The sequence below is a fragment of the Pseudomonas sp. LBUM1640 genome (assembly GCF_059716225.1).
In genome coordinates this window covers 4,557,511-4,580,407 of sequence record NZ_CP166816.1, presented here as the reverse complement: position 1 = coordinate 4,580,407, position 22,897 = coordinate 4,557,511, and the positions used below count along the sequence as shown (strand labels likewise).

Genomic DNA, 22,897 nt, shown 5'->3' with positions numbered 1-22,897 from the left:
CTCTCTTTCCTCAGATCTTCATGAAGTAGCCTGATTGATTACCCAGTCCACTGGTTCGTTCAGGTCTCCACAATACCTGGTCGTCGAACAGTGGCAGCTCTTTGATCGTTAGAATCTCGCCGTTTCTTAGTGCCGGCTCACCCGATTTGAGCAGAATCGTTTCCTGGAATTTATAGCGACTTCCTTCCTTGGAGATATGTCCCATCTTGGTCAGCAGTCCGATGGCAGCTTCCAGTCGCTCAGAATTAGCCCGCCCTCTGAGACTGCTGGGACCATATTGTTTGACCTGAGTTAGTGTGAATGTAGTTTTTGCTCCAGGCTTTAGATTTTCAGGTCGCGGGATATGGCGAGAGGGAAGGTCGGACTCGTTTTTTCTCGAGTTGCTTGCAGGTCTATATGCGGCATCAGTGTTTTTATAGGAAGTTTGCAGCAAGTAGTGCGCTAGGTGGTTTGCATCTGTAACGAGCGGTGGCTCGTTGGCTAGGTGCTCGACGAAGTGCCCTGAGCAAATTTGAGCGAATTCCCAGGAGAACTTCAGGGTGAGCACGTCGATCTCGATATCGTTGTTTGAGGTGCGCTCGAATGTATGCAGAATAGCCGCCAGGCGGCTGGTGTTTTCCAGCAACTTGGATGCGTGATCCTTGAGGTAGTAGTACAAGCCGTTTTCTTGCATATGCTGTTCTACGTACCGGCTGTACTTGTACCAGAGGTTTGCGGCTGGCTCCGAGAAATGCAGCACTTGACGAGTAGGAGCGGCGCTGGAGTCCAAGTGTTCGCGGATGCGGGCGTTGAAGGCATGTTGGCGCGGTAGTGCAGAAAGCTTGCTATGGGCGCGTTGACCGGCCATCGACCGCGGCTTGGTGACGAGGAAGCGAGCGAGAAATCCTGTTCCGCGTGCCTCCTCGCCGCGCTTTCCCATGAACTTGGCGATCACGCTTGGCTGCGTCATTAACGACAGGGTGAGGCGGGCATTTTGGAGAATGAAGCCTTCTCTGGATACGCGGTCGACGATCACGTTGCCACCATCCCAGAGGGTATTAAGTTTGTCGAGTTCTCCAAGTGCCTTGCCACTGAAAATACTACTGGCTTCGCTGGTCAGCAGGCAGCCGTGGGGCGTGTTTTCGTTAAGCATCTGCACGAGAGCTTGCGGCGTAGTGTCCTCATAAAGGAACTTTCTCGAGCGGGCGGTTTGCGGCTCAGCTCTGAGATGCTCGGCGATCGCTTCCAAGGCCGCGCGGGTGCGGACTTCGTCTCCTTGGCGGGCACAGTTGCTGTACATGCGCTCCAGATGCCGCTTGCTCGTGCTCCATAGCTGATGTTTGACCTTGTATTCTACTAAGGCGACCTCGTTTGCCCGATGCGCTGCGTTGTTCAGTGTGCTGATCGCCTCGGAAAAATAGTTCAAGGTGGTGGTCTTGCGCTCACCAGAGTCCGCGATGGTCAGCAGCATCAGTGAGGTTGGTACTTTGTGTCCGGTGGGCATCTGCACATCGACATGCCCCTGACAAGCCGTAGCCATGGCTCCGAAAGCGCACATCATCGCCATTTCGCGTGAAACCTGCAGTTCTCGGGCGGCCTCTGTTACAGCGGCCTCCACCAGGCTGTGCTCGCGAAAGCAGGGCCAGCCGTCCTCATAGATAAGCGTTTCGCCTTCTGTGGACAGGGACTTATCGTTTATTAAATTATTCATTTGGTCCGCTACATTTGCTAGTTATAGCGACAATAGCAGACGAATCAAATGATTCATCTCCTAAATTTTCATAAAATGCCTATGGGGAGGCCAAGTGTTTTCCAGAATTTAGGGCTCGCTACTCGACGTGGCCAAAACAACTGCAGATACGGTTGCTTGGCAAACTTCCTCTTGTCGGGTATGGCACTAAAGTGCGCGGTGTGCCTTTGGGTAAGCAGTCCCTAGGGTTTAGGTCTGGCTACCGGCGTTCTTTCTGTTGCGGTCATTTTTTACAAGTCTTGCCAATCCTCTGAACGAACAGAGGAGCCCCGTTCATGAGGATCATTCGCCTGAAAGACGTCATCGACTCAATCGGTCTGGGTCGCTCTACCATCTATAAGTACATCGCCGAAGGAGCCTTCCCCAAGCCGGTTTCACTGGGAGAGCGCAGCGTTGGTTGGGTGGAGGAGGAGGTACACGATTGGATTTTGGCTCGGATCGAAGAGCGCGACATGGCCGAGTAATTTGTTGAGTGAAAGGTGTGGACTAACCGGCATAAGCGCCATGGTCGGATAAACTCCGACCATGGCGCTTATGCCGGAGGCTGTGTGGGTCGTTGTGGACGCTTCAGTGACTCATGGCCTACGTCGCAGTTGAGTTGATTACTATTGCTGATAGCGTGAGCCGCGACAGTGAGAGGAGGCTCATGGATGAAAGATGCTTTTTTTCCAGAGTGAAGGATCGTCAAAAACTCAAAGCCTCGTTGAGATTTCAGCGATATGCCTTCACCGCTCTAGGAGGTGACTTTCTCGGTGCGGGTAATATGCTTTATAGATCCGTGCAGATACCCATCCGCTAGGAGCATCACTCGAAGGCGAATGCATCTGGGGCAGGAAGGAGGCAGGGTTAAAAACTACTCAGGGTGCAGAGGTTATGACCTCCACTCTAAGAGTAGTAATCATGCTTCGTCACCCCGATAACCGAAATCTTCACTTCCACTACGACGACACCTTCGAAGGGCTCCCAGTGATGGTGGAGAAAGGCCCATTCATCCGCGAATACCTGGCTGATCTAAAACGCACCATCGGCCTGGCACTTGATCAATATCCCAGGGTGCTGGCGTTCAGGGTGGATCTTCGGCTTCCCTGTGATATTGAACTTGACGGTTACGTGGATTCCAACGAGGTCATTAGCAGGTTCTTTGCCTCATTCAAATCAAAGGTCAAGCATCACCGCGAAATGGCTTCACGGCGATACGAGTACGCTCATAGCTGCAAAGTTCGATATGTCTGGGCACGAGAGCAAGGGTGGCGTGGGAGGCCGCACTACCACCTGCTGATCTTGCTAAACCGAGATGCCTTTTACACAGTAGGCAAAATCGCCTCAGACAGAGCCAACATGTTCAGCCGCTTGAACGAGGCGTGGGCGAGCGCGCTGGGGATGCCAGTCGATTTAGTTGTAGGGCTGGTAGAAATTCCAGATAACGCGACCTACCGAGTAGTCAGGGAAAAATCTGCGAAAGGATTTGGGGGCAATGGGCTTGGTTCGCTATTCAGAAGGGCTAGCTACCTCTGTAAGTCGGCTACCAAGGTCTACGGAAGCAATCAGCATGGGTTTGGTTGCAGTAGAGGGTGACAATTTCGTGTTCAAGTTTGTGTAGTTCGCCCATTAAACCTGTACTAGGGGACGAATGTGAGTAAGCGGCCAGCAAACACATCTTCAGAATCCCTGCATTAAGGGCGATTGTTTCTGTAGCCCTGCGCCGCCTATGTGCTGACAAGCTTCGTCTGGACGTAAGCGTTTGGCCAACTCTCCTCGAGTAGTTGGGGTATTGCGCAGACTCTCCCATCCAATTGCATGGAATTGACATAAGTGTCCATTCAACACACATGTTGCGTGGTTAAACGCGCGCCCACTTAACTGTTGACTCTGATAGGAATAGGCAATGCTCTAAGACAAACCGGCATAGGTGACCGAGTTTTCGATAGATATCATGGCCTCGTCTCTACTTATTGGAAGTCGCCATGAACAGCAGAAAAACCATATTCATCACGGGGGTGAGCAGTGGCTTCGGCAACGCGCTGGCGCAAGAAGCTCTTGCAGCGGGCCACCGTGTCATAGGTACCGTGCGTAGTGAAGCCGCCTTGCGCGCCTTTCAGGCGCTCTCCGTGGATCATGCTCATGGGGTGATTCTGGATATCACTGACTTCGCCCGGATCGACAGCGTAGTAGCTGCTATTGAAGCAACCCACGGCCCAGTCGACGTGTTGGTCAACAACGCCGGCTACGGTCATGAGGGCATCTTTGAAGAGTCGCCGCTGGAGGAAATGCGTCGCCAATTCGACGTCAACGTGTTCGGCGCGGTAGCGGTGACCAAGGCTTTCGTGCCTTATTTTCGCAAGCGTCGCACTGGTCATATTCTTAATATCACTTCTATGGGCGGCACCATCACGATGCCGGGCATCGCGTACTACTGCGGGAGCAAGTTTGCTCTCGAAGGTATCTCCGATACGCTGAGCAAAGAACTGCTACCTTTCAACATCTTCGTGACCGCCGTGGCACCTGGCTCGTTTCGCACTGACTGGGCCGGTCGTTCGATGCAGCGCACCCCACGAAGCATTGCTGACTATGACGCCAGTTTCGACCCGGTACGTAAGGCCCGCGAAGAAAAGAGCGGCAAACAGCTTGGCGACCCGCGAAAAGCGGCGCAAGCGATGTTGCAGGTTATTGCCAGCCCGACACCACCGGCACACTTATTATTGGGCAGTGACGCGCTGGGGCTGGTACGTGACAAGCTGAATCGCACGGCCAGGGAGATTGATCAATGGGAAGCGCTGACCCTTACCACCGACGGTTGAGCGGCCAGCAGAGGGGGACATCAATGAATCGGGCCGACTCACGCACCTCGCGCATGGTGCATTTGATGGAAACCCTCGCGCCGGTCGAGGGCTACAACCTCAGCGCGCTAGAGGATATCCGCTTTTTGCGTTCGAATCGGCCACTGACTCGCACTCCGGTGCTGTATGACCCGGGTATTGTGATCCTGTGCCAAGGGCGCAAACGTGGCTATCTGGGCGATGACGTATACGTTTATGACGCCCAGCACTATCTAGTGGTGTCCGTCCCAGTTCCTTTCACCATGGAGACCGATGCCAGCGAGGCGCAGCCAATGCTGGCGGTCTACATGCGCCTCGACTTACAAATGGCCAGCGATTTGATACTGCAAATGGATGAAGCTCTCGGGCCAAGTGATGCCCAGCCCAAGGGCATGTATGCCTCGCCAATGGACGATTTGCTGCGCGCCTCGACGCTACGCTTTCTTGAGGCGATGAGCAGTCCGGGCGAAGCGCAAATACTTGGGCCGTCGCTGGTGCGGGAGATCTACCACCGCATCCTAACCGGCGAGCAAGGTGGCTCGATGCGCGCCGCGCTCAATCGCCAGGGTCACTTTGGTAAGGTCACTCGTGCGATCCGCAAGATCCATAGTTGCTACCAGGAGCGCCTGGATGTGGTGTCCCTTGCCCAAGAAGCGAGCATGAGCGTGCCCAATTTTCATCTGCACTTTCGCAGCGTGACGGACTCGTCGCCGATGCAATACCTGAAGTCGACGCGCTTGCACCAGGCGCGATTACTGATGCTACGCAACGCTATGACCGCTTCGACGGCGGCATTCAATGTAGGCTACGAAAGCGCCTCGCAATTCAGCCGCGAATTCAAACGTCTCTTTGGGCGCACGCCCCAGGCAGAGATCGAATGGATGAAGGCGACCTACGCACTGCCTGCGCCGTCCACGCCATCTATGTACGTCTCGTCACATTAGCGATGAGCCGACCCGCTGCTCCGGCAACCCCAGTACCAGCGCTGTCCGCACCTGCCCAACATACTTTGGGCGGTTGAACGGGCGCCCATTTATGCGGCAGCAACTCGGTAATCTCACTTGCCCGCTGCGTCGGCAGCCGCGTCAGCACATCTTTGAGATAAGCATACGGATCATGCCCGTTGAGCCGCGCCGACTGGATCAAGCTCATGATCGACGCCGCCCGTTTGCCGCTGCGCAGCGAACCTGCAAAGAGCCAGTTTTGGCGACCCAACGCCCACGGTCGGATTTGGTTCTCGCACCAATTATTGTCAATGGGTACGGCCTCGTTATCGAGATAGCGCGACAGCGCCGTCCAGCATTTGAGGCTGTAATCCAGAGCTTTGCTGATCGCCGAATGCCTGTGTAAAGGCGGCCTCCACTGTGGCCGAAGGCATCGCTGCACGACCGGTTGGCCTTGCTGCATACGTCAGGCTTGGCGCATGATCAAGATCACGTGGCCGGGCGAGATAACAGTCAGTTCTTGGAGGCGCTTGGAGAAGGCCGAGCGCGATAGGCCGGTCACGGAATACATGACTGGGCGGACTGCTGTGGGGGGAGCGGAAAAGAGGAAGTGCAGGGAGAGGATTATATTGGCCAAGGGTGAGATCAGCCAATCCGTATAGTTTAGGACTGCTCAAAAGCCAGGGGGCAACATGATCAAGATCTTCGAAGACGATGATCCCGCATGGAAAATCCTCGTTCATGTTCTGGAACATGGGATTGCCGGTATTGCGGGCGGCAGAATGAGCACCCGCGACAAGTTGGAAGAAGTGAAGGAGAAGGGCCGGTCAGATCGGCACGACAATGTCGTTGCCCTTTCTACGGTTCATCATTTCTGGGGTGAGCTGGCATTCATCTATGATGAGCAAATCTATCGATTTCAAGAGGCCAAACAACTGGTGGTCGAGGCCTACGACAAGCAGCTTGCCGCCAAGGGCATTTTCCATGATACCTATCCTGGCAGTTAACTAGGGCAGCTTTGCGCCTTGTGCGTGCGTTACCATCAGTCGCTTGAAACTTTAGGGAGCAGCGGCAGACATGGCGCGTTTATTTCAGATTATTTCTGACGATGGTAATCCAATCGACGCGCACTTCGGGATCGAGTCGGACGAGGTTGTATTCCACAGTCGTGGCGGTACCAAAGGTAAGGGCGCGATCAACTCCGAATATGCTCTGGGGCTTTCTGTTTTACTGGCCAGGCTGAAGCGGGCTTCGTTTGCAGTAGAACGCGTCTGGGTTGATAGCAGCCGCGTTCAAGGCATTCCCATTTCTCAGCGAACGATACTGACCTCGGAGGAGGGCCAGGTGCCTGTTGATCAGGTTGTGAAAGTTCTTTCCAGTCGAATGAAGGCCATTGGCCGATCGTCCTCTGAGTCCTCGGGAGGCAACTCCACTCGACGCATTCGGATGACGATATCTGGGGGCGATGCTCAGGCATTAAGTCTCGCGCTTGGTGGTATTCCTGTAGATAAAAATCTACGAAGCCTCGATCGGCTTCCGGTTGAAGTGCTTCGTGGAGTCACCGCCGAGCATATATGGCGTGCTGTTCAGGACCTGATCAGAGGAATTGATTCACCTGGCTTTGCTGAGTCAACCGATTACGACCTGATCGTTGATGAAAATTTCCGTTTGCCACCGAAGGCGGTATTTGGCTTAGCTGCTACACGCGCTTTGGGATTTCAGATACTGCCAAAACATTTCATCGCCGGCGTTAGCAGCGTCTGTTTTCAAATCCTGGAAGGTGCTGGCTTCCGTATAGTGCCCAAAGGTGCCTTGATAGCTGATCCCGCACTGCCAACACTGCATGAAGATCGAGTATGGACTGAGGGGCAGCCCAGGCTCGTAGCTCATCTACGGAAGGAGCGCGCCCCAGGTTTGTCGAATGCCAAGAAAGCTGAATTCAAGAAGAACCACGGACGACTCTATTGCGAGCGCTGCAAAATTGATCCGGTTGAAGCTTACGGCGCCGAAAACGGAGAGGCCTGCATCGAGGTACACCATCGGACCGTGCAGGTTGCGCAAATGGCGGCAGGGCATCTGACAAGCCTGGAGGATTTACAATGCCTCTGCGCGAATTGCCACCGGGTTGTACATCGTGAACTGAGTGTTGGAAAGGAGAATTAAATTTTCTGGGTTGGGAAGCTGCTTGTGGTCAGGGGCTGATAACCGGTCGCTGCCGGCACTTAGAGAGCTACTACGGGTTGGCAGAGATAACGGGAAAAGGTCCGCTCTCGGCCAGAAGCAGTCAGTCATACATGACGATTATCAACCCCGAGCAGGCATTCGAAAATCGAGGCTGGCATACAATAAGCTATCGTCAAGCGCCATCAGTTTTTCCTATTATGGAGATACTGCCATTGAGGTGGTGGGTGTGCCCGCGGTCTTCATGTTGAGGAAGCTCTGCAAGTCCAGGAAGCGCAAACCACCTAGTTGAGATTTCAGCTAGTCAGCCTTCACAACAGGCTCAACTTGTGCGGTGGTTAGCGGGGTAAGCTCAACTGCTAATGCTGTTTTGGCGAAAAGCTTGTTAATCAACGCTGCGAGCCGAGGGGAATTCGAGTCGCTCGAAATCGCTCGACAGGCGTCAAGGAAGTGCTGGGTCGCCGTGCCGAAGTGAGCGTCGTAAGTCGACCGTTGAAGACACATTTCAATCATCCGCCGCATGAACCGACGCAGAGTGTCTACTTCCATACTTCGTATTGCAGCATCGAAATCCGCTACCGTAGCCCGCTTCATGGCCACCTCCTGTAGTGTCCCCCAACCCCGGTTATTGATGATGTCGAGACAAGCGTCGACTATGGTTGTGCTCGCTTGGGTCCGAGCTTTGGCAGCATTAAACGCTGCCTGAATATCTGGATGGATCGGGTTGTTGAACGGGTTGTCATCCTCGACGTACTGGTAATTCTCCTCCTCGAAGGCGGTTATCCACGCATTGATGATTGCATGGCCAAGCGCTTGCCCCTCAGGGAGCTCGCAGAGCGTGTCAAAGAGCTGGGTCGCGATGTAGGGATCCAGCAATTCGGCGCAGGCGGGGAACTGGCCGGCTTGAGCCAGCAGATCGGCGTCGCTTAGCCGATGGTCCCAAAACGCCTGCTTTAAGAAGTCGTGCGCAGTCTCCCTGGTTTGTAGCGACTGCGTCCCAGCGATGAGCCGGTCAATGATGGCCTGCACACGCTCCGCGTCGAACAGTCCGGACTCCAAAAAATCGACGAGCACTTTCTCGAACTCGTCGCAGCCGTGAACGCCGAGTTCTTGCATGAGCAAGCGCCAACTGTCCTCGAGCTTCTCCTGCTCAGTCGGCTCTGCGTTATTGTCCCGGCCGAAATGCATCCAGTCCGGATTCGCCACGTTCAGCGCGAATTGGAAATCGGGCCCGTCTGGGATGCCGCGGTAGTGGATCGCGGAAAACAGGACGATCGACGGCACCACTCGCGCCAGGATCGCTTGGTCCAAATCTCGACCAGCCAAAATCTGGTTGGCGGTTTTTACCACTTTGCCCACTATGCGGATGTTGGTGAGTCCGCAGATCGCAATGGCTCGCTCCAGCCCCTGCGCGTATTTCGATGGCGTCAGCTTGATGGCTATCGAGAACGCCTCCTCCGGGGAGGTCAGTAGCCTGACTTCCTCGTCGATGACCTTTTCGCGGAAGGTCTCCCACAGCTTCGCCTGGCCGCCATCCGTGGATAGCTGGTCGTCGTTCAACACTAAGAGGAACCTCACGTTGAACTGCTTGGAGTAGTCGTCGATGAAGCCCAAGACCTCGTCGATACCGAGCTTAGTGTGCTTGCGTTCAATGTCGTCGATGACTATTAGCTTGTCTCGGAGCACGACCGGGGCCATCAACAACACGTTGAGGTCCTTGAGGGCGGCCATCGCCTTGTAGTGCTGCGAGGCGGCGGACATGCCTGCGTTAAAGAGGTTTTTAATACCGTCGAACACGCCGCCATGAGACTCAACGCCGGGAATTGCCGACTCGATCAGTTTGCGCTTAATTTGGTCGACGCTCGAGAGACCAAACAACGACACGTAGAGAGCCTTCTTGGCCTTCTCGTCGGCAGAGGCAGTTCTGACCTCGTTCCACAGATGCGTCTTGCCTGTGCCCCACTTCCCCGACAGCGCTATGACGCTGTTGTCGTCCTGCCCTAACAAGCGGAGCAATCGTTCCTTCGTTTTTGATAGAGACATACTCTCCTCCTTTGTTGAACGCAAAAAATCGCCCTTGTCCATTTATGCCGGTGCTAAACGCTGCAATGGGTCTAAAGACTCCCCTCCCGAGCGGCAGCTTTCGGCCCAGAGTGTGTAAAAACGTTTTTCAGCGCGATTGGTGTCCAAAGTAGAACCGCAAATCGCGTTTCTACGCAAAATCTAGGTCTGCCAACCAGCCGATAAATTTCAGATTTGGCATAGAAGCGCCAACTTCAATTTTGGCTCAGCGTTTTTACACACTCTGGGCCAAGAGCGGACGACCGTTTACGGGAGAATTCTGGCTGGAATAAGATCACCTTCGATAGCGTTTGAGAACCAGTTGTTGGAAGGGGGGCCCATTTCTGGAAGTGAAAATCCAATTGACGGACAATTTCTCTTGAAGGGAATGAAATCAGTAGATCCTAAGCGTCGACTGATCGCATCAGATACCTTTCGATTTGCGTGCATCAGGTGAATCGTAAAGAACTGGAAGATGGTTCGACTTCACATTTCAAGTTGTAATATTTGAGAAGCTTCAGCAAGCCCGACTTTTTAAAGTCGTAATCAGCGCATGGGCCGATAATGATCCTCTTAATGCTGTTTCTATTAAAGCGAACTGGAGCGTAGGGAAATATCGCGCCGTTCTTCTCGCGGAATTTCATAACCGGCGTTTCTGCAGCGGAATTAACATTTACGTTTTTTTGAAGTAACACCAATCGCCTTTCCGCTTCGTGTGAGAAGCCTTTATCCTTGTAAGAACAGCTCGACACTATCAACCTTGAAAACAATTCATTCATCAAACGGTTCGAAACAGCCAAGAGGTACTTTTGGGCGATAGGGTTATCTTGAGCCTGAACATCCACCCCAACTAAGTCGGCAGCGCGCTGCGAATCCAGCATGATATTAAGTATTGATTGTTTAGAAACAACCTCGCCGAGCTTTTTCCTAAACGACTCCGCATCTGCATAGTTGACATCTGCAAATATTGTTGTAAACTCTGTTAAAAGTTCTGACTCGCCATGCTCAAGAAAAGCTTCCTCTTCAAACTCGAGGCAATAACCTTGGTTTTTTTCACAGTAACTGAACCAGTGCGCGATGCTGTCGGGATTTTTTGAAAAAGACACAACATATGTCTGCCGAGCAATTACGTTGCTTCTCAGATAGGTGATTAGTTGCTGATACAGCATCTTTAGCCATGGCCCAAACTCGGGCTCGTCCTCTTTTTCTTTTAATTCCTCTATGTACTCTAAAGAGGCTTCATATCCGATTATGTGCTCTTTGTGATCATTCAGAAAGCTTATGTCTGTAGCCCAGAACTCACTATTGCTTATTATTCCGAGTAGAGCCGTTCCAGATGTATAGTGAAAAACTGAAGTCATAAAAACCCTTAGACAAGTAAGTGACATGAACTCTGCAATCTTGAAGCCTTTATGCCATCACTTGATTGCGACGGTCAAGATTCATCCAGCTAAATAAACACTTCGCTGAAATGGCTGTGCAATTGAGATATCGATAGAGGACGCGAATTTCCAGTCAGTCTGGGCAAATATCGTGAGTGATGGGTTTCAAGTCTATTGTCAGTGATTGCTGCCCTTCGCCGGAGGCAGCTAACGGCCAACAGCAGACGCTCAAATAAACAGTTCGCTGGTAGGAATTATTCAGCACCATTACCAGAAGTCGAGCTAGGTAACAAAATATCCGCTCCATGGATAGGCGTGTCTGGATCAATTTCTGCTTCCAACTGTACGAGGCGTTGATGCCCTGGATGGCTTTCCACTGCAAGCGCGACCATTTTTCGACATTGATCCGTGTCTCCTATTAGACGGAAGCGCTCCGCCAGATCCAGTGACACTGCAGCCTCAAACAACCTTGGAAAACGCAGCCCGCTAGGCTTTCCACGTCGCTTGAAATAGCTTTCCAGTACCTGCAGATGGGTCTCCAAAGGCCAACTGGCCACCTTGCCTAAGATGGTGTTTGTGATAAGCGCTTCCGCCGAAGGCTGTGAGAGCTCTTGTTGAATAAGCCTGTCAATCGTTTCAGATATTGGCGCCCGACTTCCCTCTGGCACAACTCCATTGAAAAGCGCATATAGAGCAAGGTACGGCAAGCGGAGATTCTTTTTGGCGCTTGGCAGGAGCTCTGCCACAGGGATCAGAACTGGTCGCAGATCTGTTAGGGATGCCCCTTCTTCACTCAACGCACAGGGCACAAATTGCTCTAAAAAACCTTCAAGCTTGCGTCGACCGGCGCTGATCACATCTCCCTCGGCGTTCGCAACCCAGTACTGTGGCGCCATCTCTAACTGGATTACTCCGGTACGCTCCAATACGTATTCATGTTCCTCGCGTTCCAACGAAGGTTGGCTTTTGACGAATTCAATGATCACATTGCGCATCAAACGAGATAGTCCTTGAAGGGTCAAGAACGTTACACGTTCGTGCAATGCGGTCTCACTATAGCCATGACCAAGGACTACAGCGTCCGGGAGCCGCTTGAGTTGGTGCACATATTTGGATCGTGACTGATAGGCCATTGCCAAGACTTCTGTGAGGTCTGAGCGCGAGAGAGACTGATTCATTAGTAGTGAAGCTTCGCGAAAATAACTGGGTGGCGTGTGGGATATAGCAAACTCACGAAACCGGCGCGCCAAAGCCGTATGTTCCACCCTTAACAGCGCCCCCCTGACCCGCTGCGCGAGCTCTTCCTCAGCACCAGACAATGCCTCATCAACCGCAAGTCGCTTACGCTCATCATAGGACTCCCAGTCACTTTCATGCCCATCGAAGTCCTGAGCTAGCGACTCAACTGACGCGACTAGCAGGGTGTACGCCAGCTCCAAATCATCGGCGATACGGTGCATACCGTTTATGTAAGTCCGGATCGCACGCATGACGCAAAGAAAAGTGTTGCGAGGCAATCCAATCAGACGAGTAGTGAACTCCTGCAGGAATGCTATTTCCTCTGGCTTGCACCAGAGATCGGCATCGAAGAAGCGACGTACAAATTTTTGCGGAGCCGCACGTGTGGCTAAGCCTTTTTCGCCACTTGTCAAACGTCGTGCCAGATCAATGTCCGGCGTGCATACGCAATTCAAAGCAAAAGATGCCACAACGGCAAAATCATTCAGATACGGTTCGACACATGAGGATAAGAGCACACCTGGTCCACTCTCTTCGGCCTCCATTCGCTCCATCAGCTCATAGACGAGCACACGAGGATGAATCGAGTAGCTGGTAGACGGCAACAATTTACCCACAGCCGTTTCTACCGCGTCTTCTTTCCCAAAAGCGGCATTGGTGTAAAGCATTCCGCGCAGCAAGTTTTCCCAGCTTACAGGGCGGCTGAAGAGCTTTCCGGTGGCAATCTGAAGCATGCGTTCTCCTTTTTTATTCTTGCGGCTCAGCGATTCCATAGACACCAATCATGCAGCCATTCTCCACATCGCCGCAAACTACACTTTCCGTCAGGATGTACCGCCGCGCGGGCGTCCAGTAGCTGCATTTCTAGTAATCACTTACAAGCCGCAATGCGCCGGTAGCTGCCCTTCGCCGCAGGCAGCTACCGGCCAAAAGCGGACGGGCAAACGTTCGCGGATTCTTGGGGAAAGTGCAGATCTGATGCCCCTATTCCTCAGGTAGTACGTGAGCACTACCCAAAATTGAGGCGCTAATCAGAAACGTTATCCATTTGAAGCCATCACTGCGTGAAGTCACAAACTTCCTTCAAGCAGGAGCTTTTTCCCAGATCGGGAACCGTAAGCCAGCGGCCTTCTTGTCTGGCACGATGAATCCCAAACTGTATCGCGCGCGCGTGATGGCGACGTACAGCTTGTTTTGAGCTGTTTCGTCCTTCGCTGGAAACGGCTTTTGGCCGTCTAAGACGAAATGCAGTTGGCTTTCCGCGGGAAGCACCAACACCCGTTCAAAACCCAGACCTTTGCTCCCTCCAAAGTTGTAGCATCGCGCCTGGACAGGAAGAAGCTTCGTCCCGGACGTTACACTCCAGCGCAACACCATAGGGTCGAACACCTTGATGTATTCGGCGACGTCCGACTCCCTGACGATGAAGGTGCCGAGGTGATGGGCAAACTCAGGTGGGGCCTCTTTCACCGCCGACTCCGTCGCTTCATAAGCGCCCTTGTGTACTGCGTCAGCGACGTCACAAATCGGCTGAATGCACCGACGGTTGAGCACCAATGCCTCCTCCACAAAACCCATAGACTTAAAAGCTGCGACCTTCTCAGCGGCCGTTTTAGGTGCTTTTTGGCCAAACGTCGTCTCGTACACCGTCTGCCGGAAATCTCCCACACACGTGATGGGGATCGGCATCACTTTGCTCAGCCCCTTGAGCACCTCATAGTCCCACCCAACCAGATCTTGAACCTCATCAAAGAACAACTGGGTATAAATCTCCCCTAGTCGTACTGCAGCAGAGTTTTTCGTGGCCTTCATGATCCGGCTCGCCAGTTTTGCGAGAAAGCCGGTGTGAGCCTTGGTCTCGCATGGAGTCAGGAAGTGTTTTGGGTTGTAGCTCTTATCGTCCAGCTGCTCGGCGCGCCCCGGCAGCATAAACGTTGAATCTGGCCTCATATGAGGATTGCGCTGGTTGAAGCAGATGCCATCGATCCGTCGCTGGAACAATGCCTGCTGATACGGCCTCACCATGTCTTCCAAGTAAAAAGAGAACAGACCTTTGACCACGAACCGATCACTGTGCGTACCAAAGACCTCCAGAAATCGACGTCTCAGTTCCTGCTGATTACTGGTCGTATAGGTCACCACCAGAACCTTTCCCCCGCGCTCGATTTCGGCGATTGATTCGGTAATGACCTTGTGAGTCTTGCCTGAACCGGCACCCGCGATGCAGAGTTTATTAGGCAAAGTTCAGTACCTCAGCGAGGAAGGCCGGATATTTGAAAGGCTTATCAGTCTCAAAAACCCTGATGGCAGAATCGACTTTCTTTTTGCCTTTGCCGTCGCCGTCACTGCTTCGGAACCACTCCACGATGAACTCGAGCTTTTCAGCAAAAGTAGGTTTGGCAGCGAGTAGTTTGAAGGTCTCGGCGGAGAGGACAACTTCTGCAAATGCCTGCAACTCTTTTTCCGATGCGGCATTGGCTAAAATCATCGCTGGCTCCAGCGAAAATTCATCTTTGTTCTTTGACGAAACCAGCTTTATGTTTGGGAAAGCCGCGTATTCCTTGCGTGCTTCAACGACGTTCTTTTCGTAATTGCCATCGTTATCCCGCAAGACATTAATCGCGGTACCGATTTCTTTGCCGATCGCAATGAACGTCTTGAACCCGACGCCGCGCACCACAATGATATCGATCCCGTCCTGCTCTGGCAGTCGCCCCTTGTGAGTTTCTTTGTAGATCTTTTTGAGGATCAACTCATCAGATGGGCCCTCGACCAACACTACCTTCTTGGAAAGTGCGACACGCAGTGTGTCGTAGCCTGGTAGCCGCTTCAGCGTCTTGACCACCCCCTTGTCCAGGAGGTGTAGTCGCTTATATGCGTCATGCAGCAAGCAAATTTTATTGATGCTCAGTTTGTTCAGCACATAAGAGCTGTGGGTCGTCAAGAATAGCTGCTTGCCGTCTCGCTGGTCCTCGATGTCTTGCACCAACTTGCTCAGCTCGACATGCGACAGGTGATTTTCCGGCTCTTCCATCATCACCAGGTCGATGTCTTTTGACTTGTTGTGCAGTGCCAGTTTGATTTGCACCTTGCTCTGCTCACCCTTGCCGATCATGTGGAACGGAACGGCATTTACTTCAAGTTGCAGAGCGTTCTGGAGAGCGCCAGCGGGCATGGTGTTGGCGGCGATGGTCAGCTTCTTCTCCGTGATCCTGTTATCGGAATCCAAATCCTTGTTGACGGTGGTGACCTCATCTGTGTTGTTGAAGGATTGGAGGGTCTCACGGTAGTTCAGGCTCAGACGGTACTCTTCGTCCTTTCTGAGTGCGGTGCTCAGCACATTCGATATGTACTGATTTTTGCCGAAGGTGGGATGAATGCGAGTGGGGTCGATGTAGAGCGCTCTAAATTGCTTGGTCATCGGTTTGATAACATTCCAGGCAAAATCCATCCATTCGACTTGGTAGAATTCCACTGGGATGCTGGTTATCGCGGCACCGGAGGCTAGGTAATCGTTATAGGCATCAGTAAAATCTGGATCAAAGCTGGCTTTGATCTGAACCCCCTGAGCATCTTTCTTCAGGCTGTTGTTCGCACCGCGGTAGTCGGGCACGTTCTTCATATACGCCTCGATCACGAGGATCGGTAAGTCTGCAGGCTCTTTTGGCGAGGCGCGGAACACAGCGACTGTCTCTGCGTTGAACAGATCCGGGGAAAATTCGCTATTGAATGGCCGACCGCGATACTGAAAATTGAGCACGATCTCCAAAGCCTCCAGAATCGTACTTTTGCCTGCGTTATTATCACCTACGAAAATATTCACATCTTCGTTGAAGTCAAAAGTCTGATCTTTGAACTTTTTGAAGTTGATCAGGCGTAGCGATTCTATAAGCACGTTTCAAATCCTTATGAAGTAGCGGCGACCGGTGTGGCGTAAGGCCATTGCGGTTCACGCTATAGGGACGTGGGCAACCTGTCCAGTGAGAAGACGAAGCTGCGACGGCGGCCTTGCGAGGCAGAGTAAGTGGGTGCCCTTCAGCACACGCGGCTGGCATAGACAATTAGTCCTGATACTTGGGCCTTGGGCTTTTCAGCAGCGCCGGCGATCGGCAGCGCAGCATCAATGAGATGCTCTTCGGAATCTCGTTCGGCCACGTCGATCAAGCTGCAGCGGCCAATGACCTGGTGGTCGGTCGTATTCCGGTTTCGGGGAGAGTAACGTTACACGACTGATCCAGCCCACCTTGCAATCGCCAGGTTATGCGCTGGACGATCCTTTATTCAGATAAAAATTTGTTGGCCGCGCTGATTTGCGCCTTACTCGCCTTCGCTGGTTTGGATGTAGTGGTCAACTAATCCCGGACACGACGTTAAGTTTTTCCTCGGCCTGAGCTGGCGCCAGCCCACCGTTGAATTGGTGAGGTCGAATCCAGTTGTACCGATGCATCAAAAAATGGCTGATGTCGCGCTGTGCTTCCTGCGCAGTTCTGTAGCCTAAGGTTGGTATCCATTCCGTTTTCAAACTCCGGAATACTCGCTCCATCGGTGCGTTGTCCCAGCAATTTCCCCGGCGACTCATGCTTTGGCTTATGCGATATCGCCACAACCGTTGGCGAAATACCCGGCTTGCATATTGCGACCCTTGATCCGAGTGGAATAGCAGACCCGAAGGCCTGCCACGCTGCTCGTAGGCCATATCCAGCGCCTTGATCACCAGTTCGGCGTCCGGCTTTTCCGACAGTGCCCAGCCCACTATGCGCCGAGTGCACAGATCCAGGACGACAGCCAGGTAATGCCATTTTCCTTGCGCCCAAATATAGGTGATGTCGCCGCACCAGACTTGATTGGGAGCGGGCACATTAAACTCACGGTTCAGGGTATTCGGGATATCGAGTCTTTCTACTGTCGCTCGCTTGTAAGCGTGGGGGCCGGGTTGTTTGCTGACCAAATCAAGCTCGCGCATTAAGCTACGCACTTTGAATCGACCGAGTTGCTCACCGTCTTCACGCATCAGCGACAGGATGCTGCGACTGCCCGCAGCGCTGCGACTTTGTGAGAACAGCTCACTGACACGACTACGCAATCGAAGCCGTTCAACATCGGGTGTGCGGCGCCGCAGGCGCTGGGCGTAGTAACACGAGCGAGTGACGTCAAACACCTTGCACAGCCAATCAACCGGCTCATGGGCGCTCAACTGGTCAATCAGCGCAAACGCTCGTGATCTTCCGACATCAAGAGCGCGGTAGCCTTTTTTAGTATTGATTTCTCTCGCTCAAGCCTAGCGATCCGGGCTTCCAGCTCCTGAATTTTTTGCTGTTCTGGTGTCAGTGCCTTGCTCTGCGGGGTGACGCCTTTATGTTCTTTCTGAATCTGGTCAACCCAGCGACGCAATGCCGACTCACCAATGCCGAGTGATCGGCTGGCTTCGATGTAGCTGTAGTTTTGTTTGAGCACGAGGTCGGCAGCCTCGCGCTTGAATTCAGGAGTAAAGGAACGGCGCTGTTTGGTCATCTGACACCTCGATCTGGCGAGCATTCTCGCCTAAATGGGTGTCCGGTTTCATTAAACCACTACAATTGGGCCTTGGTACTATACGCATGGCGACGTAAAAATTATTATTGAATGCGATTTTTCTCCTTTTGTTGAAGCGTACAAAATCAATACTGAGTCGCTCAATGTAGCGGAGCTAAGTCATACGTTATCTATAGAGCAAATCGAATCAGCCTTGTTTCCAGAGTTGGAATTTGTGGTGAAGGTGACTTCAGAGATTGATAAGGGTCTCGGTCGGCAACAGTGGTATGTTAGCCATTTTGTTGAGCAGTTTCTGTACGATGTTTTTTTTATCCTAAACATTGCTCGCCCAGGTGTATGCGATTTTCTTGGTGTACGTATCGATGCGGGAAGAGGGCTAGTTACTGAGCTACGACTTTCAGCAGATTGTTTTGAATCAGGGTTTAGAAGTTTGCTGGCAGGGGACTCACTCTTCGCGCCTCGAATATTACCTTTGTCATCGGTTGTTTATTGGTATAGGAAACTCAATGTGGGGGTCAGGCAAAGAGCCGAGTCTGGCGTGGAGAAAGCAATTTTTTCAGTCTTGAATATTTGCTGTGGAGCAGATGCAGATGTAGTTTGGATTATTTGGGCATTTCATGCACTAGAGGCCATTTATGGTACAAAGGTAGGAGAAGGGTTCACTAATCTAGTTGAGCGGATCTCAACACTCTTAGAACTAGATGATCAGGGCAAAGGGATGTTAAAGAAACGCTTGCGTGAAATGTACGACTACCGAAGTGCTTTTGTGCACGGCGGGTACAGAGTGCATCATCCTATGAAAAATGAAGTCATGGATCAAAACTTAAATGAGGATTTCAAAAAACTTCTTGAGGTATCGCAATTCGGCTTCAATTTAGTTGTTTTGTCATTACAAGCTCTAGTAGAGAATGGTTGGTACGGACTGAAAATTAAAGAGCAAATGTCTGGCGTATTGTCAGATGATTTTTCCGTGTAGAAGTTTTTGATATTCAATTTTACGCCATGCGTTGGAATTATCTCGCAAGCTGACAGTAATCGCCGAATAAATGCTCCTAATTTCGTTATGCCTTAAAATGAGGCTTGTCAGGATGTGCCATGAGCAACCAGCTTTGCCCTGGATAGTTCGAATGCAAGTGGTCAATCAAGTTAACGAAGATAAGCTGTCTGTCGCTGATATAGCAGTCTGTCTTAGCGTATCGAAGCTGAATAATTTTGTACGATTCAGAAGTTGAAGAGAACGCTGTCGGACATACTTGGAATGCGGCAGCTTTAATAACTGACGTTGCGGCTAAAGGTTGGCGTGCCGACTCGTCCCAGATGCCCTAAATTACACGGTATGCGGCTGATACCTTTTTGCTTTAAGAGTTATGGAAGGAAAGGGCTATTCGAAATGCTTTTGAGATAATAGTTACTAATAAGTACTGCTCTGTTATTTGATGCAAATTAGAAGAGCCACTAGTTTAGTCGTGATCCAGTTGCTATCCAAAAATAAAAATTTTGAGCCTTATGCCTTCCTTAGCAAAGCTAAGGAAGGCATAAGGTTGATGTGTGCTGGGAGAGTTTCTATTTTTTGTAGGTGATCGCTAGCGTGGTCGGATAAAATTTAGCTATTTCGTAGTCTGGATTGTAGGTTGCAATATTGTGAGCTGCAATTGTAAGTCCGGCTGCTACCCCACCAACGATAGTAAGTGCGCCGACTCCAAGGGCTGCTATGCGTCCTGCGGTATACACTCGACATGTGAGTCCTTGGGACTCAATTAGCTTTTCTATAGTTTCCACGGTGTCACCAAAAAAATCAGATTCGATTTCTTTTATTTTGAAAGACTTTTTTTCTACGATCATTGAGGAAATTTCCTCGTTAGATATTTCGCTTGCTGAATAAACACTGATGTCCATTTTATTTCCAATTGTTAATGATGTTCATAAATTTAAAAAAGATCTTTGTTGAGTCCCAAGAGCATCATGTTCTTGTCGTAGCAAAGCGGTACTGAGTCACAGTTGCCACCTTTTCTCTTTGCATCTTTTTTATCCACCAGCGGAAGATATTTGGGTAAATCCTGATCTTCGATGTCTTCCCCATTGATCGAACAGTTGAAAACCGCTGTTGCCATGCACACAACTTCAAGTTTGCTTACGTCTACCGAGCTTGATGATGGGCTTTTCGTTGCCTGTGGTTCGTAACGTTTTTCTCCGTAGCCTGGACCTGTACCTTCCTTGTAAGCCACAACGACCCCCGACGTATCTGTGCCCAGATACCATCCGGTTGTGATCCCGTAGATCCCTTCAGGAGCATTGCCCATGAATTCACCACGGTGCGCGCAGGTCCCTGCGCTGTCGCAGTTGACGATTCGCCTTCCATCAACACGCTGCAAAGTTTTGTTGCCGTTTTGATCGACGTAGGCCCTATTTATTGAAGACGGAGAGTGGGGGATTGAGCAATCGATGTGCTTGATCGCAAGGATGGGCATGGGAGTGGGGGTCGTATCGCATACACGTACGTTCGTGTCGGCGGCAGCTGTCAGGGCCGCCCCTGCCTGTAACACAGTTAAAAGCATTGCATTGATCAGCGAGATTTTGACTTTCATCTGAGGGCTCGGTTTTGTCGTTGGTTGGATTGAATTCGTATGATATTCCAATACTACCAAAACGGTAGTATTTGGAAAAAGCTGCGCATGCACGATGCCCCTTTGGAAATTGGGTGTGTGCATGTCAGTACTGGCAAAGCGGATAAAGCAGGCGCGTATTCGGGCGGGGTTGTCGCAAGAACGACTAGGACTTGATGCCGGCTTAGACGAGATGTCTGCAAGCACTCGTATGAACCGATACGAGCTGGGGAAGCGGGTTCCTGCCCCGGATTTGGTCGAGCGTCTGAGCGAGGTGCTCAATGTGCCTGCGGCGTATTTTTACGCGGTCGAAGATGACGAAGCTGAGCTGCTTATCAAGTTTAGTAAGCTGGGTGTAGATGAGCGCGTGCAGCTAATGGAGCGCCTGAACGAGCTGTTGGGATCTCGATAGCGGTTCAGCAATACGTCTTTGGCATACCTTCAGCACGGGCTCAAAGATACCTCGATCCCTGCTTCTGTAGTGATCAGCTCGAATAACAAACCAGCTAGCAGCACTGCAATCAGGATTGGCCGGGAACGTGCCATGAGGATCGCCAGTGCCAGCGCTAACAGGCAGCTGGCCAAAATGCCGAAAAACATAAAAAGCAGACCGATAAAGCGTATGAAATTCATCGCGTTTTCCTTCAGACATGAGAGATGCATGAGCGACGACCGCCCATGCATAACGGTCGAGATCGACGTTAGGCAACCAACCGGAGAGCAGAGTTGAGTGCGCGCTTTTTGATCTGCGCTCCCTGCCCGAACCAAGCGGAGTCCACCCGATACTCTGAGCTCTTAGCTCGGCGCTCGTGATCCACATACTCAGTCACGGCGTTTAACAGACCCCACGCGGTGCCGCGAGCGGACTCCATGTCTGATCCGCGACCTTTGCCTTCGTACAAGTTTTGAACCTTCTCCAGCGCTCGTTTGTTGGGTAGTACGTCGGGAATGGGATCATGGGCGTGGGTCTCACATAGCACCTCCATAAAAAAGCTCATCGCCTCAGGCCACTTAACTTTGCGTTCGGAGAGCACGCGCATCCGGTACATGAATTCGTCCCATTGCGAGACGGCGATACCGAGTTGCTTTTTCACAGTCTGCGGATTGAATCGCGTGTTATGTGGGACCTTGATCGCATGGGGGATACCATCCAAAGCGATGCTCAACGTGTTGTTGCAAACCACGCGAACGGTGGTCGGCGTGGCTGTGGTCGCGAGGGTGCCGTCACACGAGGTCGCCAGTAACAAGTAGCCATTAACCTGATCGTTGCCCTTCAAGGTGGCGTTCTGCCCGGTTCGCGCTAATGCCCAGAACTTACGCCCTCCCTTCAGAACACCTGCCGTTTCCAGTTCATAGCCGGACACATCAGTCAGGTCACGGTAAAACTCCATAACCTCACGCGGCTGTACGATTTGGTAGCGGTTGGATACCACGGACAGCGGTGCCTTAGTATCGGAGCGGTACAGCACCTTTTGTTCCGGAAATGAGTGGATGCTGCCCATATGGCCGATAGCGTCGGCTTTGAAGTGAACTGGGCTTTCCTGGATCTGCCAGTCCATTCCGGCTTCACGCTGCCAGATCTCAATAGGTTGTTTTTGGGTCAGTTGACTGCCGAGGCCGTGCCACGGAGTCGCACCAATGTAAGCCATTTTTTCGATTTGATGAGCCATGATTTAGATTCCTTGAGGGGCAAGTCGGCATAAACGCCATGCATCGCGTGGCACTGCCCAGACGTAATAGAAAGAAAGGAGTAGGGAGAGGATTAAGCAGGGAGGTTGAAGCGATGCCCGCAGATCAGGCAGAGGTTGTGGGCGAGGACATGGCGGTCAAGCTTGTCGCCGAGTTGAGCTCCTAGTGCACAGCCGCCGGCGGCGCCAACGAGCCCACCGAGAATGGCGCCAGAAACGGCTCCGAGGGTGACGCCGAACGGACCGGCAACTGCGCCGACGGTGGCACCCGTCTGACCGCTGGATAATGCTGCACTGATGCCGCGTGTCGCACCGCCGACCGTACCGAGGGCAGCTGCAATTTTCATGGCTTGGTGCAAGGAAGCGATTTTGGGTGAGTTACAGCAAGGGCACTGCAATGACATGGTTTGAAACTCCATGGTGGTAATGTCATAGCAGTGATGTAGGACTGAATATTTTTGGAGTCGAATCCTCGAGACCACTAGTTGCGGAACTCCACTTGCCCACTTGATTGCACCGGTACTGATTACTCGTTTGCATTGCAGCTGCCAAACCATTTACATCGGTCTTTACCAGCAAGCTTAGTAACCATGATGGGTAAAGAGCGGCCCATTGCTGCCGGCGGGCACAGGTAGCGCGTCCGGCCAACAACGCACCCATTACGGTTTTAAGCCTTGAGCCGATCGGCGGGGTACCTCCCGCAGTCCTGGCTCAGTTGGTAC

21 protein-coding genes and 1 pseudogene are annotated in these 22,897 nt (G+C 52.0%); 8 read left to right on the top strand and 14 right to left on the bottom strand.

Going from position 1 to position 22,897, the window contains the following annotated elements; translation table 11 throughout:
* Positions 1 to 10 precede the first annotated feature (10 nt).
* Positions 11 to 1,690 carry a YfjI family protein gene (locus ACA065_RS20060; RefSeq protein WP_497691204.1) on the bottom strand — a complete coding sequence of 560 codons (1,680 nt, stop codon included), beginning with the start codon at positions 1,688 to 1,690 and terminating at the stop codon, positions 11 to 13.
* Positions 1,691 to 2,004: 314 nt separating this feature from the next.
* Between ACA065_RS20060 and ACA065_RS20055 the strand changes: the two genes are divergently transcribed.
* From ACA065_RS20055 to ACA065_RS20040, 4 genes are all read left to right on the top strand, one after another.
* Complete coding sequence (locus ACA065_RS20055) at positions 2,005 to 2,193, top strand: helix-turn-helix transcriptional regulator (RefSeq protein ID WP_497691203.1); 189 nt, start codon at positions 2,005 to 2,007, stop codon at positions 2,191 to 2,193.
* Between the two features lie 436 nt (positions 2,194 to 2,629).
* Positions 2,630 to 3,304 (top strand): inovirus Gp2 family protein, encoded by a 675-nt coding sequence (locus tag ACA065_RS20050; RefSeq protein ID WP_497691202.1) that lies wholly within the window; start codon positions 2,630 to 2,632, stop codon positions 3,302 to 3,304.
* A gap of 389 nt (positions 3,305 to 3,693) precedes the next feature.
* Positions 3,694 to 4,527 (top strand): oxidoreductase, encoded by an 834-nt coding sequence (locus ACA065_RS20045; protein WP_017849065.1) that lies wholly within the window; start codon positions 3,694 to 3,696, stop codon positions 4,525 to 4,527.
* A gap of 23 nt (positions 4,528 to 4,550) precedes the next feature.
* A complete protein-coding gene (locus ACA065_RS20040) occupies positions 4,551 to 5,489 on the top strand; it encodes an AraC family transcriptional regulator (RefSeq protein ID WP_497691201.1) in 939 nt (312 codons plus the stop codon).
* Between the two features lie 76 nt (positions 5,490 to 5,565).
* Here the strand turns inward: ACA065_RS20040 and ACA065_RS20035 are convergent.
* Positions 5,566 to 5,883, bottom strand: a pseudogene (locus ACA065_RS20035) (transposase domain-containing protein); the annotation flags it as partial.
* A 298-nt stretch (positions 5,884 to 6,181) separates the two neighbouring features.
* Here ACA065_RS20035 and ACA065_RS20030 point away from each other — a divergent pair.
* Positions 6,182 to 6,496: a hypothetical protein gene (locus ACA065_RS20030; RefSeq protein WP_005740720.1), complete on the top strand. Its 315-nt coding sequence runs from the start codon at positions 6,182 to 6,184 to the stop codon at positions 6,494 to 6,496.
* A 70-nt stretch (positions 6,497 to 6,566) separates the two neighbouring features.
* Positions 6,567 to 7,652: an HNH endonuclease gene (locus ACA065_RS20025; RefSeq protein ID WP_497691200.1), complete on the top strand. Its 1,086-nt coding sequence runs from the start codon at positions 6,567 to 6,569 to the stop codon at positions 7,650 to 7,652.
* 318 nt (positions 7,653 to 7,970) lie between these two features.
* Here the strand turns inward: ACA065_RS20025 and ACA065_RS20020 are convergent, their stop codons facing one another.
* The 7 genes from ACA065_RS20020 to ACA065_RS19990 all read right to left on the bottom strand — a co-directional run bounded on the left by ACA065_RS20020 (position 7,971) and on the right by ACA065_RS19990 (position 17,863).
* The gene (locus ACA065_RS20020; RefSeq protein WP_497691199.1) at positions 7,971 to 9,713 is read right to left on the bottom strand and encodes a P-loop NTPase fold protein; all 1,743 of its coding nucleotides are present in this window, start codon (positions 9,711 to 9,713) and stop codon (positions 7,971 to 7,973) included.
* A gap of 467 nt (positions 9,714 to 10,180) precedes the next feature.
* Positions 10,181 to 11,092, bottom strand: a complete 912-nt coding sequence (locus ACA065_RS20015) for a DUF2971 domain-containing protein (protein ID WP_497691198.1) — start codon at positions 11,090 to 11,092, stop codon at positions 10,181 to 10,183.
* A gap of 275 nt (positions 11,093 to 11,367) precedes the next feature.
* Positions 11,368 to 13,125 carry a hypothetical protein gene (locus ACA065_RS20010; protein WP_497691197.1) on the bottom strand — a complete coding sequence of 586 codons (1,758 nt, stop codon included), beginning with the start codon at positions 13,123 to 13,125 and terminating at the stop codon, positions 11,368 to 11,370.
* A gap of 310 nt (positions 13,126 to 13,435) precedes the next feature.
* Positions 13,436 to 14,593: a UvrD-helicase domain-containing protein gene (locus ACA065_RS20005; RefSeq protein ID WP_497691196.1), complete on the bottom strand. Its 1,158-nt coding sequence runs from the start codon at positions 14,591 to 14,593 to the stop codon at positions 13,436 to 13,438.
* Positions 14,586 to 16,247 (bottom strand): ATP-dependent nuclease, encoded by a 1,662-nt coding sequence (locus ACA065_RS20000; RefSeq protein WP_497691195.1) that lies wholly within the window; start codon positions 16,245 to 16,247, stop codon positions 14,586 to 14,588. The genes ACA065_RS20005 and ACA065_RS20000 overlap by 8 nt, the downstream gene beginning before the upstream one ends.
* A gap of 140 nt (positions 16,248 to 16,387) precedes the next feature.
* Positions 16,388 to 16,516 carry a hypothetical protein gene (locus ACA065_RS19995; RefSeq protein ID WP_256674009.1) on the bottom strand — a complete coding sequence of 43 codons (129 nt, stop codon included), beginning with the start codon at positions 16,514 to 16,516 and terminating at the stop codon, positions 16,388 to 16,390.
* A gap of 184 nt (positions 16,517 to 16,700) precedes the next feature.
* Positions 16,701 to 17,863 (bottom strand): IS3 family transposase gene (locus ACA065_RS19990; protein WP_497691194.1). Its coding sequence is split into 2 segments (ribosomal slippage): positions 16,701 to 17,608 and positions 17,608 to 17,863, totalling 1,164 coding nucleotides; the frame shifts between segments, so codons are not numbered across the junction.
* A gap of 214 nt (positions 17,864 to 18,077) precedes the next feature.
* Here ACA065_RS19990 and ACA065_RS19985 point away from each other — a divergent pair.
* Positions 18,078 to 18,860, top strand: coding sequence for a hypothetical protein (locus ACA065_RS19985; RefSeq protein WP_497691193.1), 783 nt, complete (start codon positions 18,078 to 18,080; stop codon positions 18,858 to 18,860).
* A gap of 587 nt (positions 18,861 to 19,447) precedes the next feature.
* On the opposite strand, the gene ACA065_RS19980 is transcribed toward ACA065_RS19985, so the two are convergent.
* Positions 19,448 to 19,780 carry a hypothetical protein gene (locus ACA065_RS19980; protein ID WP_497691192.1) on the bottom strand — a complete coding sequence of 111 codons (333 nt, stop codon included), beginning with the start codon at positions 19,778 to 19,780 and terminating at the stop codon, positions 19,448 to 19,450.
* A gap of 32 nt (positions 19,781 to 19,812) precedes the next feature.
* Positions 19,813 to 20,469: a hypothetical protein gene (locus ACA065_RS19975; protein WP_497691191.1), complete on the bottom strand. Its 657-nt coding sequence runs from the start codon at positions 20,467 to 20,469 to the stop codon at positions 19,813 to 19,815.
* A 121-nt stretch (positions 20,470 to 20,590) separates the two neighbouring features.
* Here ACA065_RS19975 and ACA065_RS19970 point away from each other — a divergent pair, with 121 nt between their 5' ends.
* Positions 20,591 to 20,899: a helix-turn-helix domain-containing protein gene (locus tag ACA065_RS19970; RefSeq protein ID WP_497691190.1), complete on the top strand. Its 309-nt coding sequence runs from the start codon at positions 20,591 to 20,593 to the stop codon at positions 20,897 to 20,899.
* A gap of 29 nt (positions 20,900 to 20,928) precedes the next feature.
* On the opposite strand, the gene ACA065_RS19965 is transcribed toward ACA065_RS19970, so the two are convergent.
* From ACA065_RS19965 to ACA065_RS19955, 3 genes are all read right to left on the bottom strand, one after another.
* Positions 20,929 to 21,120: a hypothetical protein gene (locus ACA065_RS19965; protein ID WP_497691189.1), complete on the bottom strand. Its 192-nt coding sequence runs from the start codon at positions 21,118 to 21,120 to the stop codon at positions 20,929 to 20,931.
* 68 nt (positions 21,121 to 21,188) lie between these two features.
* On the bottom strand, positions 21,189 to 22,157 hold the full coding sequence (locus ACA065_RS19960; protein ID WP_497691188.1) for a DUF932 domain-containing protein: 969 nt from the start codon (positions 22,155 to 22,157) through the stop codon (positions 21,189 to 21,191).
* A 92-nt stretch (positions 22,158 to 22,249) separates the two neighbouring features.
* A complete protein-coding gene (locus ACA065_RS19955) occupies positions 22,250 to 22,579 on the bottom strand; it encodes a hypothetical protein (RefSeq protein ID WP_497695387.1) in 330 nt (109 codons plus the stop codon).
* Positions 22,580 to 22,897 lie beyond the last annotated feature (318 nt).

Bases quoted from the DNA above. Each gene is read 5' to 3' on its own strand.
- ACA065_RS20020 (WP_497691199.1), bottom strand. From the start codon at position 9,713: ATGTCTCTATCAAAAACGAAGGAACGATTGCTCCGCTTGTTAGGGCAG.
- ACA065_RS20055 (WP_497691203.1), top strand. From the start codon at position 2,005: ATGAGGATCATTCGCCTGAAAGACGTCATCGACTCAATCGGTCTGGGT.
- ACA065_RS19980 (WP_497691192.1), bottom strand. From the start codon at position 19,780: ATGGACATCAGTGTTTATTCAGCAAGCGAAATATCTAACGAGGAAATT.
- ACA065_RS20040 (WP_497691201.1), top strand. From the start codon at position 4,551: ATGAATCGGGCCGACTCACGCACCTCGCGCATGGTGCATTTGATGGAA.
- ACA065_RS19970 (WP_497691190.1), top strand. From the start codon at position 20,591: ATGTCAGTACTGGCAAAGCGGATAAAGCAGGCGCGTATTCGGGCGGGG.
- ACA065_RS20030 (WP_005740720.1), top strand. From the start codon at position 6,182: ATGATCAAGATCTTCGAAGACGATGATCCCGCATGGAAAATCCTCGTT.
- ACA065_RS19960 (WP_497691188.1), bottom strand. From the start codon at position 22,157: ATGGCTCATCAAATCGAAAAAATGGCTTACATTGGTGCGACTCCGTGG.
- ACA065_RS20045 (WP_017849065.1), top strand. From the start codon at position 3,694: ATGAACAGCAGAAAAACCATATTCATCACGGGGGTGAGCAGTGGCTTC.
- ACA065_RS19955 (WP_497695387.1), bottom strand. From the start codon at position 22,579: ATGTCATTGCAGTGCCCTTGCTGTAACTCACCCAAAATCGCTTCCTTG.
- ACA065_RS20010 (WP_497691197.1), bottom strand. From the start codon at position 13,125: ATGGAATCGCTGAGCCGCAAGAATAAAAAAGGAGAACGCATGCTTCAG.
- ACA065_RS20015 (WP_497691198.1), bottom strand. From the start codon at position 11,092: ATGACTTCAGTTTTTCACTATACATCTGGAACGGCTCTACTCGGAATA.
- ACA065_RS19965 (WP_497691189.1), bottom strand. From the start codon at position 21,120: ATGAATTTCATACGCTTTATCGGTCTGCTTTTTATGTTTTTCGGCATT.
- ACA065_RS20025 (WP_497691200.1), top strand. From the start codon at position 6,567: ATGGCGCGTTTATTTCAGATTATTTCTGACGATGGTAATCCAATCGAC.
- ACA065_RS19975 (WP_497691191.1), bottom strand. From the start codon at position 20,469: ATGAAAGTCAAAATCTCGCTGATCAATGCAATGCTTTTAACTGTGTTA.
- ACA065_RS20050 (WP_497691202.1), top strand. From the start codon at position 2,630: ATGCTTCGTCACCCCGATAACCGAAATCTTCACTTCCACTACGACGAC.
- ACA065_RS20060 (WP_497691204.1), bottom strand. From the start codon at position 1,690: ATGAATAATTTAATAAACGATAAGTCCCTGTCCACAGAAGGCGAAACG.